This window comes from Pyxidicoccus sp. M6 (genome assembly GCF_055568925.1).
Genome location: NZ_CM145714.1, coordinates 10761812 through 10780385 on the forward strand (window position 1 = coordinate 10761812; position 18574 = coordinate 10780385).

Sequence of the window (18574 nt, forward strand, 5' to 3'; positions counted from 1 at the left end):
GGACCGGGCGCTCCTCGCCGCGCCTCGGCCCGAGGTGCCACGCGGGTTCCAGCGGCCGGACACCGTCCTCAGTGTCCCGGAGGGGCAACCCCGCCCCGACCTCGGGAGGTTCCGACGTGCGCTCCACTTCCGCCCTCATCCTGGGTGCAGCTCTCTGCGTCTCCTCCGCGTGGGCGCAACATTCGTCCTACGACCCGCGGAAAGAGACGCAACACCAGTCCGCGCAACAGCAGTCCGCGAAGGACGACACGGTGGTGGAGGACGTCACCATCGCCTTCGCCGAGGTGCCCGACGACTACCTCACCCGCGCGCAGTCGAAGTTCAGCAGCGACCGGAAGGAGTCGGCGCAGGACCTGCGCAAGGCGGCCGCGGCCATCGAGCTCTCCGCGGCCCACGCGGGTGGCGAGGCGAAGACGGGGCTCGAGGACGCCGCGAGAGACTTGCGTCAGGTGGCCAAGGGCGTGGAGGACCGCAGCGTGAAGTCCTCGGCCGAGCTGAAGCAGTCGCTCGCGAGCGCCGCGCACGCGCTGGCGAACGCGCACTACCTCGCCGCCGAGGAGGCGTGGTCCCGCAACGAGGCCAGCCGCGCGGGCCACGAGCTGGCCGCCTCCGGCCAGTACCTGGAGCACGCGGCGAAGTGGACGGGCAAGGAGGCGGAGACCGCCGTGCGCACCAGCGTGCGCGGCGCGAAGAGTCTGTCGGGGGACCTCATCGAGGGAGCGGGCTTCGTCCCCAACAAGGTGGGCGAGGGCATCGCCGCGGTGGGCCGCGACATCGAGAAGGTCGGCGGCATGGTGAAGGCCACCGGCGGCGCCGGGAAGTCTGGCGAGGAGCAACAGGGCGTGGGTGGTTCAGGCGTGCCGAAGCCGGAGCAGGACACCCCCGGCGTGGACGAGAAGCCCAACCATGAGGAGTACGAAAAGGACTCGTACGAGCAGGGCTACGAGGACGGGCGTGAGGACCGCCCCAAGGACGAGAACCCGCTCCCGTGAGACACCGGCCAGCGAGGGCGTGGCACGAACCTTCCGCGCACCCGCCCTCACCGGCCGCACCTTCGTCAGCGGCCGCCGAGCGCCGTGGCCAGCTCCTCGTAGATGTGGATGGCGCTGCGGATGGACTTCTCCCAGTCGCCCAGGTGCAGGCTCTCGTTCTCCGAGTGGGCGTACGTGTACGGGTCCTCCACGCCGATGAGCAGCGCGGGCACGCCGCCCAGCTCGCGCGCGAAGGGCTCCACGAAGGGAATGGACGCGCCGCAGCCGATGGCCACCGCCTTGCCGCCGTAGCCCTTCTCCAGCGCGCGGAACGCCGCCTGGAACGCGGGATGCGACGGGTCCGTGTACCACCAGCCCGACGCGCCCTCGGTGTGGAAGTCCACCTCCAGACCCCACGGGCACACCTTGCGCAGGTGCGCCTTCAGCCGCTCCTCCACGTCGCGCGCATCCAAATCCGGGACGATGCGGATGCCCACGCGCGCCCACGCCGAGTCGCAGATGATGTTGCGCGCGTCCTTGCGGCTGCTGGCCTGGATGGCGTTGATGGTGAGGCTCGGCTGCCGCCAGTTCATCTCCCAGACGTGCTGCCCGCCGCCCAGCACCTGTACGCCGGGCAACAGACCCACCTGCTCGCGGAAATACGCCTCGTCGCCCGGCAGTGAGCGGATGCTCGCGCGCTCCGTGTCCGTCGGCGGCCGCACGCGCTCGCGGATGCCCTCAATCGCGATGGAGCCATCCGGGTTCGTCAGCGTGGCCAGCATGCGGCACAGCGCCATGACGGGGTCCGGCACCGGCCCACCCCACATGCCCGAGTGCACCGCCTGCTTCAGCCCGCGCACCTCCACGTCCACCGTGACGAGCCCGCGCAGCGCGGTGGTAATCGACGGCAGCCCCGTGTCGAAGTTGGACGTGTCCGTGAGGACAATCGCGTCCGCCTTCAGCAGCGCCGCGTGCTTCTTCAGGAACGCGGAGAGGTGGTTGCTGCCAATCTCCTCCTCGCCCTCGATGATGACCTTCACGTTGAGCGGCAGCCGGCCCGCACCCTTCAGCCACGCGTCCACCGCCGACGTGTGCACCACGATGCCGGCCTTGTCGTCCGCCGAGCCGCGCCCGTACAGCCGGCCGTCCCGCACCACGGGCTCGAAGGGCGGGCTCTTCCAGGCACCCGCATCCCCGGCTGGCTGGACATCATGATGCGCGTACAGCAGCAACGTGGGCCTGCCCGGCGCCTTGAGCACCTCGCCATAGACGTACGGATGGGCCCCCTCGATTTCGAGGAGCTGAACGTTTTCAAAACCACGGTCCTTGAGGAGCTTCGCGGTGGCCTCGGCGCTGCGGCGGACCTCGGCCGCGTCAAAGCCGGGAAAGGAAACACTGGGAATCCGTACGAGGGCCTTGAGGTCCTCGAGGTAGGCGTGCTTCTGGGCTTCGAAGTGGAAGAGTGCCTTGTCGGTGGACATGGGCCTCCCATAACCCAAAAGGCAGGCAGGCGCCTTCATGTGGCCCATGCGGACCTCGCCGGGTCAGGTATCATGCGCCGCCATGCCTGAGACTCCGACTCTGCTGCTCGTCGACGACGACAGCTTCGTGCGCCGTATCCTCAAGGACGTCATCTCCGAAACAGGCATCGAGCTGCGACTGCTCGAGGCGGCGGATGGAGAAGAGGGACTGGCGGTAGCCGCGCGCGAGAAGCCCGCGGTGATGTTCCTGGACCTCTTCATGCCGAAGAAGAGCGGCCTGGAGGTGCTGGGGGCCATCAAGAGCGTCTCTCCGACGACACGCGTGCTGGTCATCAGCAGCATGGACGCCGAGCCCGTGGTGGAGCAGGCCATGGCCGCGGGCGCCGTGGGTTTCGTGGGTAAGCCCTTCCACCCGCTGGAAATCGCCTCGGCCGTGCGCCAGGCGCTGGCTCACTGACTCACGGGGTGTCTGCGTGTCGTCTCCTGCTGTCGGTTACTGGGTTGCGGACAACCTCGGACGCGTGCTGGGCCCGCTGGCCCTCCAAGCACTGAGAGAGCTCATCGCCTCCGGGCGATTGAAGGCGGCGGTGCGGGCCTCGCGGGACGGCACCCAATGGGTGGCCCTGCAGGAGATGCCCGAGCTGCGCGACTTGTTCGCCACCGCGCACCCCTCTCAATCCGTGGAGCAGCAGCAGGCCGAGCGGCTCCGCACCCAGCTGCGCGGCCTGCAGAATCTGTCCGCCCACGACATCTTCGGCGTCAAGCCGCACGCGAGCCTGGACGAGCTGCGACTGGCCTACTTCCGCATGGCCAAGCGCTTCACGCCGGACCACATGGCCCCGGACACGCATCCGGAGCTGAAGAAGGTGTCGGCGGAAATCTTCGAGTTCCTCTCGAAGCGCATGCGCGAGGCCGAGGCGCTCTACATGCAGGGTGCGCAGCAGCCCCGCCCCGCCCCGCCGCGGCTGGACATGAATGGCGCCGCGCCGGCCGTGGCTCCGGTGGCTCCTGTCGCCGCCCCTGTCGCTCAGGTGAGGCCGCCCGTCGCTCCGGTGGCTCCGGCACGTGCGCCCGTCGCACCGGTGGCGCCTCCCGTGGCCGCGCCGCCGCCCCGTCCTCCGCCCGTGGTGCAGATGGCGGCCGCGCCCATGCCGGCACGAGCTCCCGTGGCGCCTCCGCCCGCGGCGCCCTCGCCTCCGCTGCGCACGCACACGCTGCCCTCACAGTCCCCCGCGCCCGCGCCGTCGGTGCGCAAGGCGGCGGCAGCGCCTACGTACTCCGCCGCCGAGTTCGTGGGTCTGGAGCGCCGCTCCGATGACCGCATCCACGCGGACGTGCGCGTGACGATTCAGAACGCGGGCATCTTCACCGACCACCGCATCATCAACCTGTCCTCGGGCGGGCTCTTCATCGCCACGGACAAGCCGCTGCGGCTGGGCACCCAGGTGGAGCTGACGCTGCGCTTCGATGACCCGGCACGGGTGATGACGCTGCGCAGCTCCGTCATCTGGGAGAACTCACTCGAGGACGGGAAGAACCCGCGCGGCTACGGGCTCCGGCTCAGCCACCTCCGCCCCGAGGAGAAGGAGTTCATCCAGAAGTTCCTCGTCAAGGCGAAGCCGCCGAAGAAGTAGCGCCCGACGAGGGCTCGCGGCCTAGAGCATCTGACCGAGGAACACCGCCCCGGTCATCACGAAGGCGGCCATCACCGCCATCACCGCCTTCAACTCCAGGTCATCGCGGCCCATCACGTTCAGGAAGTTCATTGTCGGTACCTCCGTTCTTGCCCCTCGCCCATCCCTACGGGGTGCGGCGAAAGCCATTGCACAGACGCTCCCGCGGCAGCGAAGTGACGGCTTGCGGACGCTCGGGGTGCCCCCCAGGATGACGCCCGTGTCCGTCTCTTCCGTCGACTACCGGTTGCTCGAAGGACTCCCCATCGCCGCCGCGGTGGTCCGTGGTGAGCACCTGCTGCACGCCAACGCGGCCATGGCCCACGTGTTCGGCGTCCCGCTGCCCGAGCTGCTGGCCATGCCCGTCACCGCCATCATCGCCCGCTTCATCCCCGAGGAGCGCGGCTGGGTGGAGCCCATCTACGAGACGTATTCCCGCGGCGGCCCTCGCCCCGAGCAGCCTCGCTGGGTCCGCATCCGGCGCGCCGACGGGCAGCAGCTCACCCTGAGCGTCCACCATGCACCGGGGCTCACGCCGGAAGACACGGTGGTGCTGATGCAGAACGCGGAGGGCGAGGACTCCGTGCGCCGGCTCACCGAGGCGCTCGCGGCGGCCGCCGCGGACATGGTGCACTGCCGCGACGAGCAGACGGTGCTGGAGAAGGCCGTGGACGCCGTGCACCGCCAGGGCTTCTACGTCACCGTCATGCGGCTGGAGGGCGACATCTTCCGGCACGGGCCCATGCGCCAGGAGGCCGCCAGCGTGGCCGAGGCCGAGCGGCTCTACGGCATGCCCATTGGCGACGTGCGGATTCCCTCCGCCGCCGTGCCGCACTTCCGCGAGGTGCTGGGGCGCCGCAAGGCGGCCTTCCATCCGGACATCTTCGCCGTGGTGAGCCGCATCCACCCGCCGGAAGTCCTGGCGAACATCCGCAAGCTCTACCCACCGGAGGCGCAGGGGCTGGACGCGCCCATCCTCGTGGACGACGTGCCCTACGGCATCCTCTCCGTGCAGGGCACCACGATTACGCCGGCGGGCGCGGGCACGCTGGAGCTCTTCGCGCAGCTATTGGGCGGCGCGCTGGAGAACGTGCGCCACCACCAGACGCTGGCGGTGCGGCTGGACGAGGTGTCACGGCTGCAGGACGAGCTGGTGGCGCGCGAGCGGCTGACGGTGCTGGGCGAGGCCGCGGGCGTGGTGGCCCACGAGGTGCGCAACCCGCTGGGCGCCATCCTCAACGCGGTGGCGGTGCTGCGGCGCGAGGCGCACCTGGGCCCCACCGGTCAGGCCGCGGTGGGCATGCTGGAGGAAGAGGTCATCCGGCTGGAGGACATCGTCAAGGACCTCCTCGACGTGGTGCGCCCGCTGGAGCCGCGCCCCCGGCCCGTGCAGTTGGGCGAGCTGGTGCGCCGCGCGCTCGGGCAGCTCCACGGCCCGCCGGATGCGCCCACGCTGCGCTTCACCGTGGACGAGGCCCCCGAAACGCCCACCATCGAGGGCGACGAGACGCTGCTCCAGCTCGCGGTGACGCACCTGGTGCGCAACGCGGTGCAGGCGTCCCCCGCGGGCGGCCGGGTGCGGCTGGCGGTGGAGCCGGCGCAGGGCGGCGTACGCCTGGTGGTGGAGGACGAGGGGCCCGGCATCCCCGACGTGGACCCGCGCCGCATCTTCGAGCCCTTCTTCCTCACGCGCGCCAACGGGCGCGGCCTGGGGTTGGCCATCGTCCGGCGCGTGGTGCTCGCGCACGAGGGCACCGTGCGCGCCATGGCGAGGCACGGCGGCGGCGCCCGCTTCGAGCTGTGGCTGCCCACCGCGTCCTCGCGCGCGTCCGCCGGGTGAGCCGCTGCTGGAAGCACGAGGACCGGGTGTGCTCCCGGCCCCAGGGAAGGAAGCCCGGGCCTCCCTCCCCTTTCAGGGGCCATAACGCCAGGTACAGCGCCCGCCTCCTCGACATGGCCAGGGCCCGGCGCCCGGTACATAAGAACGAGGGTGTCCGCACCATCACCGTCCGCCCCTCACCACGCTCCGTCGGCGCGCGGCTCCCGGCTGGCTTCGCTCGCGGTGGCCAGCGCGCTGTTCATGGAGTTCATCGACTCCACGGCGCTCTCCACGGCCCTCCCCGCGCTGTCCACGGCCTTCGGCACCGACCCGGTCCACCTGAAGCTGGCGCTGACCTCGTACATCCTGGCGCTCGCGGTCGTCGCCCCGGCGAGCGGCTGGGTGGCCGACCGGTTCGGCCCCCGGCGGGTGTTCATGGTGGCCATGACGGTGTTCCTGGCCGGCTCGGTGCTGTGCGGCTTCTCCCGGACGCTGGAGCAGATGGTCCTCTTCCGCACCCTCCAGGGCGTGGGTGGCGCGCTGATGACGCCGGTGGGCCGGCTCATCGTGGTGAGCTCCGCGCCACGTGAGCGGCTCGTGGCCGCGATGAGCTGGTTCACCATGCCGGCGCTCGTCGGGCCGCTCGTGGGGCCGCCGCTGGCGGGCTTCATCCTGGGCATCGGAAGCTGGCCGTGGATCTTCTTCATCAACGTCCCCGTCGGCGTGCTGGGCATGCTCGCGGTGCTGCGCTTCGTGCCGCCGCTGCACCAGCCCGACCCGGGCCCGTTCGACACGAAGGGCTTCATCCTCGCGGCCATCGCCATCACCGCGCTGATGGGCGCGGCCGAGACGGTGGGCGTGGGCCTCGTCCCCCTCTCCGTGCAACTCGTGCTCTCGGGCATCGCCGTGGCGGGGCTCGCCGCGTACATCGCGTATGCGCGGAAGAAGGAGCGGCCCGTGCTGAACCTGCGGCTGATGAGCTTCGACACGTACCGGGCGAGCCTCATCGGCGGCACCCTGGTCCGCGTGGGCCTGGGCGCGACGCCGTTCCTCCTGCCGCTGCTGTTCCAGCTCGCGATGGGCTGGACTCCCGTCCAGGCGGGGCTCGTCACCATCGGCACGGGCGCCGGGGCGCTGGCGTGCAAGCCCGTGGCGCCCAAGGTGCTGCGGCGCTTCGGCTTCCGCAACACGCTCATCGCCTCCAACGTGGTCACCGCCGTGCTGACGGCGCTCCCCGCCGTCTTCCGCACGTCCACGCCCATCCCCTTCATCGTCACGGCGCTGGTGGTGGCCGGCTTCATGCGCTCGCTGCAGTTCACCGCGCTCAACACCGTGGCGTACGCGGACATCCCCCAGCGGGCCATCAGCAACGCGTCCACGCTGTCGGTGGTGACGCAGCAGATGGGCATGAGCCTCGGCATCAGCTTCGGAGGCCTGATGCTCCACCTCGCGCGCGGCAGCGACACCACGCCGCTGACGCCCGGGCGCTTCATCCTGCCCTTCCTCGCCGTGGGCCTGGTGTCCATGCTGGCCGGCCCGCTCTACCAGCGGCTGTCCCCCGGCGCGGGCGCCTCCATCGGAGGCCGGGCGGCGGCCTGAGCGGACGCCCGCCCCTCGGCGCGTACAGACACGGCCCGGGCTGATTCCGTTGCGCCGCCGCTATTGCCTGCATATACAGGCAACATGGACTCCACGGCCCCCGACAGCCCGATTCCGACGCCGTGCCTCTGCGAGACGCTCCGGCGCGCCACGCGCATGGTGACGCGGATGTACGACGACGCGCTGAGGCCCGCGAACCTGCGCATCACCCAGTTCTCCATCCTCGCCCACCTCCACAAGAGCGAGGGCATGCGGGTGAGGGACCTCGCGGCGGGCCTCCAACTGGAGGAGACGACGCTGACGCGCAACCTCCGCCTCCTCGAAGAGGAGGGTTGGGTGGCCACCCGGGCCGGCGAGGACCGGCGAGAGAAGTACATCTCCATCACCCGCTCCGGACAGCAGGTCCTCACCAGGGCCGTGCCCCTCTGGCGCGCCGTGCAGGAGCGCCTCCAGGAGCGCGTCTCCACGGCGACCTGGGACTCGGCGTTCCGCGCCCTGCCGAAGATTGCCGCGCGCGCCGCGCAGGACTGACAACCTTCCAGGCGGCAGGGGCCCCACCCCACCGCCATTTTCTTCACCCGATTACCTGTAGCTACAGGCAATCAACCCATACCGCGATTCACAGGCGAGAGGACACACCGATGTCACGCATTCTCATCACGGGCAGTTCGAAGGGGCTGGGCAGGGCCACGGCGCTGGAGCTCGCGCGGCGGGGGCACGAGGTCATCGCCACGGCACGCAAGGTGGAGACGCTCGCGGACCTGCCCGTCGCGCAGCGCATTGCGCTCGACGTGACGGATGACGCCTCCGTCCGCCGCGCCGTTGAACAGGCCGGCCGGGTGGACGTGCTCATCAACAACGCGGCGGACATCGTGGTGGCGCCGCTGGAGTCGGTCCCCTTCGAGGAGGTGCGCAACCTCTACGAGACGAACGTCTTCGGGGCGCTGCGGATGATTCAGGCCTTCACCCCGGCGATGCGCGAGCGCCGCTCCGGCACGGTGGTGAACATCTCCTCCGTGGTGGGCCGCATGTCGCTCCCGCTCACGGGCATCTACTGCTCCACCAAGTGGGCCCTGGAGGCGCTCAGCGAGTCGCTGCGCCTGGAGCTCGGCCCCTTCGGCGTCCGCGTCGTCGTGGTGGAGCCCGGGCTGGTTGGAACGGGGGCGCTCGACGACCCGCGTGCGCACTTCGGGAAGGATGACCCGTACCTGCCCCTCCGGCGCCAGTACCCTCCCCGGGAGCAGCTGACGCCTCCGGAGGCCATCGCCCGCACCATCGCCGACGCGGTGGAGGCGCCGGAGCAGAAGTTCCGCTGGCCCGCCGGCGCCGATGCCGAGGCGCTCCTCGCCGCGAGGGCGAAGCTGGATGACTCCGCCTTCGACACCACGCTGCGCTCGGCGCTCAAGCTTCCGTGATGAACGCCCGGCCCTCCGCGACGGCGGCCCATCCGGCCGTCGTGCTCGTGATTCTCTGCTCGGCGGTGTTCATGGCCGCCCTGGACATGTTCATCGTGAACGTGGCGCTGGGCGCCATCGGCACGGACTTCTCCGTCACGTCGCTGTCCCACCTGAGCTGGGTACTCAACGGGTACACCATCTTCTACGGCGCCCTGCTCGTCCCCGCCGGGCGCCTGACGGACACGCTCGGGCGCAAGGCAGGCTTCCAGCTCGGCCTCGTGCTCTTCACGGTGGCCAGCCTCGGCTGCGCACTGAGCGGAAACCTGTGGGTGCTGGTGGCGTTCCGCTGCCTCCAGGCGGTGGGCGCGGCGGTGCTCACACCCGCGAGCCTCGGCCTCGTGCTCACCGCGCTCCCCGAGGAGAAGCGCTCGCGCTCCATCCGCATCTGGGCGTCCAGCGGAGCGCTGGCGGGGGCCGCCGGGCCCGTGGTGGGCGGGCTGCTCGTGGCCTCGTCGTGGAAGGGCATCTTCCTGCTCAACCTGCCCATCGGCATCGCCGCGTTCCTCGCGGCCTCGCGGTTCGTCCCCTCCGTCAAGCAGGAGCGCGCCGCGCACCTGCCGGACTTCCTGGGCAGCGTGCTGCTCATCGTCTCCATCGGGGCGCTCGCGCTGGGCCTCATCGAGGCACCGGGCTGGGGATGGAGCTCCACGGCGGCCGTGCTCTGCTGGGGCGTCTGCGCGGCCTCGCTGGTGGCCTTCATCATCAGCTCGGCATGGCACCCGAGCCCGGTCATCGAGCTGTCCCTGCTCAAGCACCGGACCTTCGCGTGGTCCAACATCACCGTACTGCTGCTGTCGGTGACGTTCGCCGCGGAGCTGCTGTCCGTCATCCTCTTCATGGAGCAGCGCTGGCACTGGACCGCGCTCCAGACGGGGCTCGCGGTGGCGCCGGGGCCCTGCATGGTTCCGCTCTTCGCCATCATCGGACAGCGCCTGGGCAGGAAGCTCCCGGTGGGCGTCATCACCGGCGCGGGCGCGCTGCTGCAGGGACTGGGCGCGGCCGTCCTCCTCGCGAGCGTCGGCGGGGAGGCGGGCTACGTCACCACCGTCCTCCCCGGCTGGCTGCTGGTGGGCGCGGGCAACGGGCTGGCGTTCCCCACGGCCATCGCCTCCGCCACCGTGGAGCTGCCTTCGCACCAGAGCTCCACCGGCAGCGCCGTGGTGAACATGAGCCGGCAGGTGGGCATGGTGCTCGGCACCAGCATCCTCGTCGTCATCCTCGGCGGCGCGGACGCGGCGGACCCGGGAGGCACCTTCTTGCGAGGCTGGTGGTTCGCCGCGCTCGTGGCGCTCGTCGCCGCGACCACCGCGCTCGGCATCTCCCGTCCGACGGCGGTGGGCGTGCCGCAAGCCCGGGTTCCGCAGCATTGAAGTGACGCGGAGTGCCCGGCAGTCCCCCCGCTGCCGGGCACTCCCCTTCCGTCAGCGGAAGTACGGCGTCAGGGCCACGCCGATGCGGGCCACCAGGTCCTCCGTCTGCAAGCGCTCATCCCCGCTCAGCGAGGGAAGCCCCGCCGTCAGCACGTCGCGCGCCTCGCGCAGGGTGGCGTAGGCCCCCAGCGTCTGCTGCGCCTTCAGCACATCCACCATGGTGCGGCGGGCCGTGTGGCTGCGCACCCCGTCCGTGTTGAGCAGGATGGCCTTGATGTCCGGGAGCATCCTCGACATCAGCTCCGGCGTCGGGTTCGGGTTGGAGGTGAACTCGTCCCGCTCCGAGGCGGGGTCCAGGTAGAGCCGCGCGAAGATGCGCCGCGTGAGCTCGTCCGCGCGGGCCACGTAGCTCGGCGAGGCCCCCGGAGGAATCACCATCGGCGGACGGAGGTTCGTCATCGCCAGCTCATAGGCCGTCACCTGGGCCTGCGGTTCCGCCACGCGCACGAAGTTGAGGAGCGGGTGGACCTGGTAGATGAAGTAGTAGACGAACCGGCTCCACGGCAGCGTGCTGTTGAGCATGAAGGCCTGGGCCCGCAGGTACACCGGACCGTGGTGCCCGGAGATGGGCTCGGCGAAGCGGTCATACGTGCTGCAGTAGGGGTCGGTGCGCCGGTGCTCGTCGGTGCAGAAGGCCTGGGTGGGCAGCGACGGTGACAGGCCATAGAGGTAACGCACGGCCTGCACGTCATACGGGCCCGGTCCCTCCATCCGAGCCGCGTCGTCTTTGATGACGTAGTCCATCACCGACGAGGAGTAGAGGCTGCCGGGACTGCCGTCGTACACGAGCGAGCCCGCGAAGTTGTGCCGCAAACCCAGCGTGTGGCCAATCTCATGGAGCACGATGAACGTGAGGAACCGCTCCACCTTCTGCTTCTTCGTGAGCCCCGCCAGCAGGCCGCTGCTGCCCGAGGCCGCTCGCGCCCGGAGCAGGTCCGAGGCATGCAAGTCACATAGCGGTGCGCCGCTCATGCCAGCCCATGACAGCCGGAGCGGAGCGCGCGGCGCCGGCTCCGCCAGCTCGGAGAGGGCCGCGTCCCCGTCGAGCTCCTCGTCCGCGACCAGCACCCAGCTCACGGGGAAGTAGACGCTGGCGCCTCGAATCTCCCCGGTGTTGGGGTTGGTGCGCCAGTTCGCCATGGCGAAGGGCATCATCTCGTCCGTGTCGAAGATGAAGACGTTCTGGTCGTCGTCCGCGAAGCTCAGGCCGCTGTCGCCGATGTCCGCCTCGAACACCTTGAAGCCGAACACCGCGTTCCAGCCCTCGATGCCGCGCTTCACCGCGCCCACGAGGTCATAGTCCTGGAAGCGCGGGTCCTGCTGCGCCTTCAGGATGGCGTCGGTGATGTGCCACCGGATGGGCGTCATGCCCGGGTGGACGTTCCACTTCACCGCCACCTGCTCGATGACCTGCGCGGCGGTGTTGGGGATGATTCGCCGCTCGCCGCGGAAGTAGTGCTCCCGGGGCGGCAGCGGGGTGGGCGTGTAGCCCGGGCCCTCGGAGTACCTGCGCAGGGCGATGCCCAGCGTGCCGGCGGTGCGGAAGACGTTGTCCTCCATGAAGACCGGGGCCAGCTCGTCCGGGACGTCCGCATAACCGGTGTAGACCTGCTCGAAGGTGATGCCGTCCGAGATGCGGCGGAAGCGCTGCGCGAAGCTCAGCTCCACCTGGAAGTGGACGCCGCTCTCCCCCAGCTTGTCGCCCACCACGCCGAAGCGGTTGAGGCCCTCGGTGGGGTCGATGAGCACGTACTGACTGGCGCCGGGCAGGCGGTTGAACGGGGCGTAGCCGGTGACGATGGGGTACGCCTCGACGAGCACCTGGGGATGGAACACGTCGCTCATCACCTTGCGCGTGTCGACGTCGAAGACGAAGAGCTTCCCGTTCTGCTCCTCGAAGCTCACCACCCGCGTGCCCAGGGAGGTGGCCGCGGTGTAGACCACGCCACCCGGGTGGGCCTGCTTGGAGTAGGCGGAGAGGAACCACTGCTGGTGCAGCTCGCTGCGCCGGATGGCCAGGTAGAAGCTGGCGCGCGCGTCGTCCACCACGCCGTCGAGCTTCTGGGCGATGTGCTGCTGCTCGCCGGGGCTCAGCTCACGAGGGATGGCGACGAAGGCATCGTCCAACGACACCGGGAGGACGGCCTCGGGTGCTTCGGGTGTGGGCACCGCCGAGGTGTTGCCGCAGCCCGCGCTCAGGGCGAGCGCCAGGGACAGGGTGCTCCACCAGACGCGCCGCGTGTAGGGACTCCAAGGGGACATGGTGCACTCCGGACAACCGGATGGAGGGATTTCCATCCGGTGCCGGGGCAACGACACCAATCCATGACGTCCCTCACGCCTCGCGAGGCGAGCGGGAGATGTGCTCCACCGCGCAAGGAATCACCTCCTCGGGCGATATGGCATTCATGCAACAGCGTTGCGGCATGCCCCGCGCCTCACGGCCGGGGGCCGTACACCGGCAACGCAGCGCCCACCTCGTAGGCTCCGAGGTCCGGCGCGGCGCCGCTGTAGCCGTCGTTGATGCCGGGGATGGCCTGCCCCGCGTTCTCCGCGGCCGAGCCCGCGCGCACGCGCAGGTCAGGCGCCGCGGACTTCGTCATCGGCGCGGACGGGTACGCGACGGAGGCCGCGAAGACGCCGAGGTCCACCTGCACGGCGTTCTTCTCCTGGGTGCTGGCGCGCAGCGCGGTGAGGCTGGTGAAGCTGGTGCCACCCCACGTCCCGGTGAAGGTGCCCGTGGTGGAGCCCAGGCCGTCATGGTTCATGTCCGCGCCGGCCGTCACCAGGTCCGCGAGCGCCAGCACGCGCCCCGAGCCGCTGCTGTAGCCGTTGAAGCTCGCGCCCGGGCCTCCGATGAACAGGTTGTTGCGCGTGTACAGGCGCCCCACCGGCCGGCCCGCGTAGATGCCAAACGCGTCCCCGTTCTTCACCACCGTGTTGTGCAGCAGCACGTCCCCCGAGCTGCCCCGGTACAGTTTGAAGGCCACGTGGACCGCGTTGTAGACGACGTTCCGGATGAAGTACGTCGGCCCACCCAGGCCCGGCTGGGACGACATCGCGATGAAGTTGTGGGTGAGCCGGTTCCGCACGATGCGGCAGTTGTGGAAGCAGAAGTCCGCCTCGATGCCGTCATCCGCGTTGCCGTCGAGGTCGTTGTTCAGGATGTCGATGCTGAACTGGTCCACCGCCTCGTCGTCCTCCAGCAGGGAGACTCCATCGCGGAAGCCGGTGACGCGGTTGTGCAGGATGACGTGCCCCGGGCCGGTGACGGCGATGCCCTCGCCCAGGTTGTCGCCGTCCACGCCGAGCGACGACTCGGCCCACGTGGTGAGGCCCGTCACGACGTTGTCCGCGATGTACGCGTTCTCCGCGCGCAGGTAGGTCACGATGCCGTCTCCGCCGTAGGTGCTGCTGGCGTTGACGGTGCAGCGAGTCACCGCGACGTGCTTCGAGCCGTTGAAGCGGATGCGCCCGTTGACCGTGAGCCCGTCCAGGTGCACGTAGCTCCGCTCGAACAGGTTGACCTGCCCGTTGATGACGGTGCCCGAGGTGCCTCGAAGGAGGATGGGCTTGCCGGCGGTGCCGTCCTTCTCCCAGGTGAAGCCGCTGTACGTGCCCGCTCCGAGCTGGAGGATGTCCCCCGGCTGGGCGCTCGCGGCGACGCTCGCGAAGGTGGCCGGCGTCACGGCCTTCACGGGCGCACCCGCCATTGGCGCGGGCACCGCGCGCGTGGTGGCGCTCGCCGTGCGCGTGGCCGTCCCGCCGTCCGGGTCCGTGAGCGTCAATTCCAGCTCGTACGACGTCCCCGGCTGCAGGTCGAACACGCTGCCCGAGTGCCGGCTGCCCCAACTGAAGCCCTCGTTGTCGCCCGCTGACACGCGGCGCAGCGGCATCGACTCGCGCCACGTGCTGGTGCCCGCGGACCGGTAGCGCACCGTCACCACGCCGTTGGCGTTGGCATCGCCGGTGAAGGCCCATTCCACCGTCAGATGGTTCAGCGTCGGATAGGGCACGGTGACTGCGCCGGCCACCGTGGCGTTGGGACCGCCCGTGCCGCCATCCGTGTTCCCACCGGTGCCCGCGTCGGAGCCCGCGTCGGTGACGATGGCGCCCGCGTCGTGGCCGGCGTCCACCGGATCCTCGTGAGCGCCACCGTCCTTCGTGCCGCCTTCTCCCCCTCCACACCCCGCCCACACCAGCAGCCCGGCCACACACCCCAGCGTCAGCAATACAGGACGATTCATAACCTCTCGCAGCGGTCCGTTCGGTGGATGTTCACCGGACGCCAGCACGGAGCGCTGTCTTCCCGCAACGGAGTTTCACCGCCGCGACGTGGCCCGCCGCCCCCATCCAGCTCCGGGGTGAGGGCCTCTGAGTGCGGCGCCCACCCTGGGGATTTCCCATAGACAAAACTCCCCGCCGTCAGGGCAACTTTCCATCTCTGACAAATCAACTCCCAGAAGTCGGCCTCACTCTTCTGGGTGATTACACATGCAATTCATTGTCATAGGGTGCAGGCATCGCATCTCCCATTGAAGGAGCCCCATGCCTCCCAAGATTCGACCTCCCTCCATCTCCATCCCCAAGAGCCCCAAGGTCGACGTGCCGCGGTCGCCGAGCCCCACGAGCTCCACGCCCCCTCGCAGCCCGTCGCCATCGCAGTCCACGCAGGCCAGTGCGTCTTCCTCCACGGGGAAGAAGCGCCCCGCGCCGGACGACTTCGAGCCGAGCAGCTCGAAGCGGCCCAAGCGGGCCGCGGCGACGGGCGGCCAGCCGCCCTCGGCCGCGGAGCTGTACAAGCAACAGAAGGAGGCGGGCCTGCAGGACGTCCATGCCGCTCGCACGGGTGACATGTCCGCCCTGCGCACCGTGAAGGACGGTCCCGAGGACAGACTCAACGAGCTGGCCCACTACGGCAGCCAGGCCAAGGACAAGAAGGGCATCTTCTACGAGGGCGCCGCGGACAAGCGGGGACTCGGGCCCCAGCAGGTCCTCACCTCGGTGCCGGACCGCGACAAGAGCGAGCACACCAAGGTCTTCAAGGAGATGACGGGCGGTGAGCCCAGCTCGACGAAGTACCAGCAGAAGCTCGGCACCGCCGACAAGGGGACGGACTACGAAATCCTCCACGGCATGGGCCATGGCGAGGGTGGCAGCAAGACGCAGACACGCCAGAACCTGGCCTCCGCCTCCCATGGCGCCAACACGGCCATGATTCCCGCGGACAAGGCCATCAGCGGCAACCCCAACATCCTCGTGGACACGCAGTTCACCATGCGCCGTGGCACCGAGCGCGCCGAGTACATCGACCAGCGCTTCATCCACAAGGACCGCCCCGGAGAGCCCCTCTACGAGAAGCGCATCGACGGCGACATGCCCCGCGTCACCACCAGCCAGTACAAGCAGATCCAGAAGGAGGTGGAGCACCTCAAGCACCCGGACCTCGACACCGCCGTCGCGATGCTGAACTTCCACGACGGCAAGGGCCCCGGCAAGAGCTGAGCCCCGCATCGTCTCGAGCCGTAGGCTCCTCGCCGGAGCCTACGGCCCCCAGTGGAACATGGTGCCGTCCTGGGACGCGCTCCACAGCTCGTCCGACGTCAGCCCCTCCAGCGTCGTGAAGCCCTGGGTGCCGAAGCGGAAGTCGCGCCACTGCTCTCCGTCGAAGCGCACGAGGTCGTCCGTGTCCAGGTGCGCGAAGACGGCCCCCTTGCCGAAGGCCACCACGTCGAAGATGTCGGGCGAGACGCCGCCATCCACGTAGATGGGGTACGCAGGCTTCGTGCGCCACACGCCCCCTTCGCGCTCCAGGAGCAGCCCCTGGTCTCCCGCGGCGTACGCCAGGCCCGGGCTCACCACGTGGACGGAGTGGAGGGCGTGCTGCCCGGTGGAGGACGGCGGCAGCGACTCCTGCAGCCAGGGCCCTCCATCCGGGTTGTAGCGGTAGGCGACCGGAGATGCCGTCGGGGGCTCGCCGCCCATGGCGTAGCCCACGGCGATGAGCGTCCGCGGCTCGGTGCCATGAATGGAGCGGAGGTCCGCTTCCACGTGCGCCACCCGCGCCGGGGGCGCCGGGTAGTCCCAGCGGACGATGTCCCCCGCCTCGTTCACCGCGTAGAGCGTCGTGCCTCCATCCTGCTCGAAGCCCACCATGTCCTGGATGGCCGCCGCGCCTCCGTCGAAGGCGGCGCGCGAGCAAGGCTCCGCGGCGGTTATCGTCCGCGTCGCGAGCCGGCCTTCCCAGGAGCCCATGAAGACGCGCCCGTCGCTCGGCCGTGCCCAGGCGGTGGCCCACCCTCCGAGGCAGTCGGTGAACTGCTGCACCTGGACGCCGCCGTCCGCCTCCCGGCGCACGGAGGCGACCACGTCGTTGTTGTCGCTCACGAACCAGGCCCGGCCGCGCGCGTGCGGGGCCACGTCCCGCAGGTGCGCGCCGGCGACGAGCGGCTCCGCCTTCCACTCGACGCCGTTACAGACGGGCGCCGGGTCCACGACATGGTCGCAGTCGTTGTCCAGGAAGTCGCAGCGCTCCTCCATCCCCTTGGAGATGGACGCCGCGTGGTCATCACAGTCCGTGCCCCCGGAGTCCTCTCTCACGTAGCCATCGCCGTCCTCGTCCACCGCGCTCAGCGTCAGCACGACCTCGGCGGCCCCCTGGGCGGGGATGAGCACCTTGTCGGCCGTGACGCTGGCCACCACCTTCCCGTCGCACGCGTGCTCGCGGGCGGAGGCCGTCACCTTCACGGAGCTGCTCCACCCGGGCCTGCGCATGAAGCCCGTCTCGCGGGTGCCGCTCGCCTCCGTCACCGGAGGGTCCACCCGCAGCTCCAGCGTCTTCGAGGAGTCCTCCACGTCCACGAGTCGCAGCGCGACGCAGCCCGGACGGAAGCCGTCGTACGTCAGCAGCACGCGGACGTCGCAGGGGTGGTCCGCGTTGCATCCGCTGGGATTCTCCTCCTCGAGCTCCGCGATGTCCGGCACCGTGCAGGTGATGAACACCAACCCGAGCCCAACCCCGAGCCCCACCAGGGCCAAGGCGCGCTTCATGGCGAGACCTCCGCTCGCTGCGACGGGGTGTCGTCGCGCGTGAGGAACCAGGTGATGGCCGCTCCGGCGGCGGCGGTGACGGCCGCGCCCAGCAGGAGGTTGGCCGCGAGCGCCTGCCCCCGCGCGCTGTCCAGGTGCGCGGCCCGGTCGTCGTAGAAGAGTTCGCCGCGCGCGGCGTCCACGCTGCTCCGGGACTTCAGGCCGAAGTAGCCACCCGCGCCGCCGAGCACCGCGCCGGCGCCCAGCAGTGCAATCGGGAGCACGAGGGAGGAGCGCGAGGAGCGCACCTCCGTTTCCGTCGCGAGCGCCGAGGGAGGAAGGATGTCGGGAGACGGCGGAGTCTGCGCGAGCTGCGGGTCCTGCACCGTGCGCGGCGCGTCCGCCGGCGTGCGGGGATTGCGCGACTGGTTGCGCTGCACGCTCTTGCGCACGTCCTCGAAGTCTCGCGTCACCTTGGGGGACACCTTCACCGGAAGGCTCGCATCGGGCCGCAGCGAGAGGCCGGCGCGGAAGGCCGCGAGCGACTCCTGCCGCCGCCCCAGGTCCGCGAGCACGAATCCCTGGTAGATGGCCGCCTGGGCCCGCTGGTCGTCGTCGCGTGCGGCGAGCTTCGCCGCGTCGAGCTCCACGAGGGCCGCTTCGAAGTCGAGGTCATCATACGCACGGGCCGCGGCCGCCATGCGGTCATGGAAAGAGGGGCTGCTGGAAGCCGCGGGCTGGCTCCACGCCGACGAGGCCAGCATCAGCACGAGGCCGAGCACGATTCGCAGGTACATGGGCGCGGAAGATAGCATCGCGGCTCCGCGCCCCCGCCGTCGCGAAACGACTCGTAACGACTCGTGCGTGCTCTTCTGTGCACACGCCGTCTCGGCCGTTTCGACACCACGGTGCAGCTGCCATCGACGCTGTAATCGCATGAGCGTGGGAACGAGAGGGCGCGGGCAACACGTCATGGGGAAGCCCGTCCGTCTCCACGTCTCCTCTCGAGGGCAGCCATGCACACGGAGCGTTCGACTGGAGCGCGGAGTCCCGCGCGCCATGGCATCGGACCCGCCGAGCGGCCCCCATGCCGCCACCGTCGGGGGCGTGCCTTG

The 18574-nt window shown here is 70.3% G+C and carries 14 protein-coding genes; 9 read left to right on the forward strand and 5 right to left on the reverse strand.

Annotated elements, in window-relative coordinates; translation table 11 throughout:
- Positions 1-116 precede the first annotated feature (116 nt).
- Complete coding sequence (locus ACVTJA_RS42120; protein ID WP_465829147.1) at positions 117-992, forward strand: hypothetical protein; 876 nt, start codon at positions 117-119, stop codon at positions 990-992.
- Between the two features lie 65 nt (positions 993-1057).
- On the opposite strand, the gene ACVTJA_RS42125 is transcribed toward ACVTJA_RS42120, so the two are convergent.
- Positions 1058-2452 carry a M20/M25/M40 family metallo-hydrolase gene (locus tag ACVTJA_RS42125; RefSeq protein ID WP_465829148.1) on the reverse strand — a complete coding sequence of 465 codons (1395 nt, stop codon included), beginning with the start codon at positions 2450-2452 and terminating at the stop codon, positions 1058-1060.
- 82 nt (positions 2453-2534) lie between these two features.
- Here ACVTJA_RS42125 and ACVTJA_RS42130 point away from each other — a divergent pair, with 82 nt between their 5' ends.
- From ACVTJA_RS42130 to ACVTJA_RS42160, 7 genes are all read left to right on the forward strand, one after another.
- Positions 2535-2909: a response regulator gene (locus ACVTJA_RS42130; RefSeq protein WP_206725081.1), complete on the forward strand. Its 375-nt coding sequence runs from the start codon at positions 2535-2537 to the stop codon at positions 2907-2909.
- Between the two features lie 16 nt (positions 2910-2925).
- A complete protein-coding gene (locus ACVTJA_RS42135; RefSeq protein WP_465829150.1) occupies positions 2926-4086 on the forward strand; it encodes a TIGR02266 family protein in 1161 nt (386 codons plus the stop codon).
- Between the two features lie 250 nt (positions 4087-4336).
- Positions 4337-5965, forward strand: a complete 1629-nt coding sequence (locus tag ACVTJA_RS42140; RefSeq protein ID WP_465829152.1) for a sensor histidine kinase — start codon at positions 4337-4339, stop codon at positions 5963-5965.
- Between the two features lie 240 nt (positions 5966-6205).
- Positions 6206-7543, forward strand: coding sequence for a DHA2 family efflux MFS transporter permease subunit (locus ACVTJA_RS42145; protein ID WP_465840648.1), 1338 nt, complete (start codon positions 6206-6208; stop codon positions 7541-7543).
- Between the two features lie 84 nt (positions 7544-7627).
- Positions 7628-8074 carry a MarR family winged helix-turn-helix transcriptional regulator gene (locus tag ACVTJA_RS42150; protein ID WP_465829154.1) on the forward strand — a complete coding sequence of 149 codons (447 nt, stop codon included), beginning with the start codon at positions 7628-7630 and terminating at the stop codon, positions 8072-8074.
- Between the two features lie 110 nt (positions 8075-8184).
- Entirely contained in the window at positions 8185-8958 is a 774-nt protein-coding gene (locus ACVTJA_RS42155) for an SDR family oxidoreductase (protein WP_465829155.1), read from the forward strand.
- A complete protein-coding gene (locus ACVTJA_RS42160) occupies positions 8958-10370 on the forward strand; it encodes an MFS transporter (RefSeq protein ID WP_465829157.1) in 1413 nt (470 codons plus the stop codon). The genes ACVTJA_RS42155 and ACVTJA_RS42160 overlap by 1 nt, the downstream gene beginning before the upstream one ends.
- A gap of 51 nt (positions 10371-10421) precedes the next feature.
- Here the strand turns inward: ACVTJA_RS42160 and ACVTJA_RS42165 are convergent, their stop codons facing one another.
- A complete protein-coding gene (locus ACVTJA_RS42165; protein ID WP_465829158.1) occupies positions 10422-12692 on the reverse strand; it encodes a zinc-dependent metalloprotease in 2271 nt (756 codons plus the stop codon).
- 176 nt (positions 12693-12868) lie between these two features.
- On the reverse strand, positions 12869-14677 hold the full coding sequence (locus tag ACVTJA_RS42170) for a right-handed parallel beta-helix repeat-containing protein (RefSeq protein ID WP_465829159.1): 1809 nt from the start codon (positions 14675-14677) through the stop codon (positions 12869-12871).
- Between the two features lie 301 nt (positions 14678-14978).
- Here ACVTJA_RS42170 and ACVTJA_RS42175 point away from each other — a divergent pair, with 301 nt between their 5' ends.
- On the forward strand, positions 14979-15935 hold the full coding sequence (locus ACVTJA_RS42175; RefSeq protein WP_465829161.1) for a hypothetical protein: 957 nt from the start codon (positions 14979-14981) through the stop codon (positions 15933-15935).
- A 39-nt stretch (positions 15936-15974) separates the two neighbouring features.
- Here ACVTJA_RS42175 and ACVTJA_RS42180 read toward each other — a convergent pair whose 3' ends face one another.
- Both ACVTJA_RS42180 and ACVTJA_RS42185 read right to left on the reverse strand, forming a co-directional pair.
- A complete protein-coding gene (locus tag ACVTJA_RS42180) occupies positions 15975-17480 on the reverse strand; it encodes a putative metal-binding motif-containing protein (RefSeq protein ID WP_465829162.1) in 1506 nt (501 codons plus the stop codon).
- A complete protein-coding gene (locus ACVTJA_RS42185; RefSeq protein ID WP_465829164.1) occupies positions 17477-18274 on the reverse strand; it encodes a hypothetical protein in 798 nt (265 codons plus the stop codon). The genes ACVTJA_RS42180 and ACVTJA_RS42185 overlap by 4 nt, the downstream gene beginning before the upstream one ends.
- Between the last annotated feature and the right edge of the window lie 300 nt (positions 18275-18574).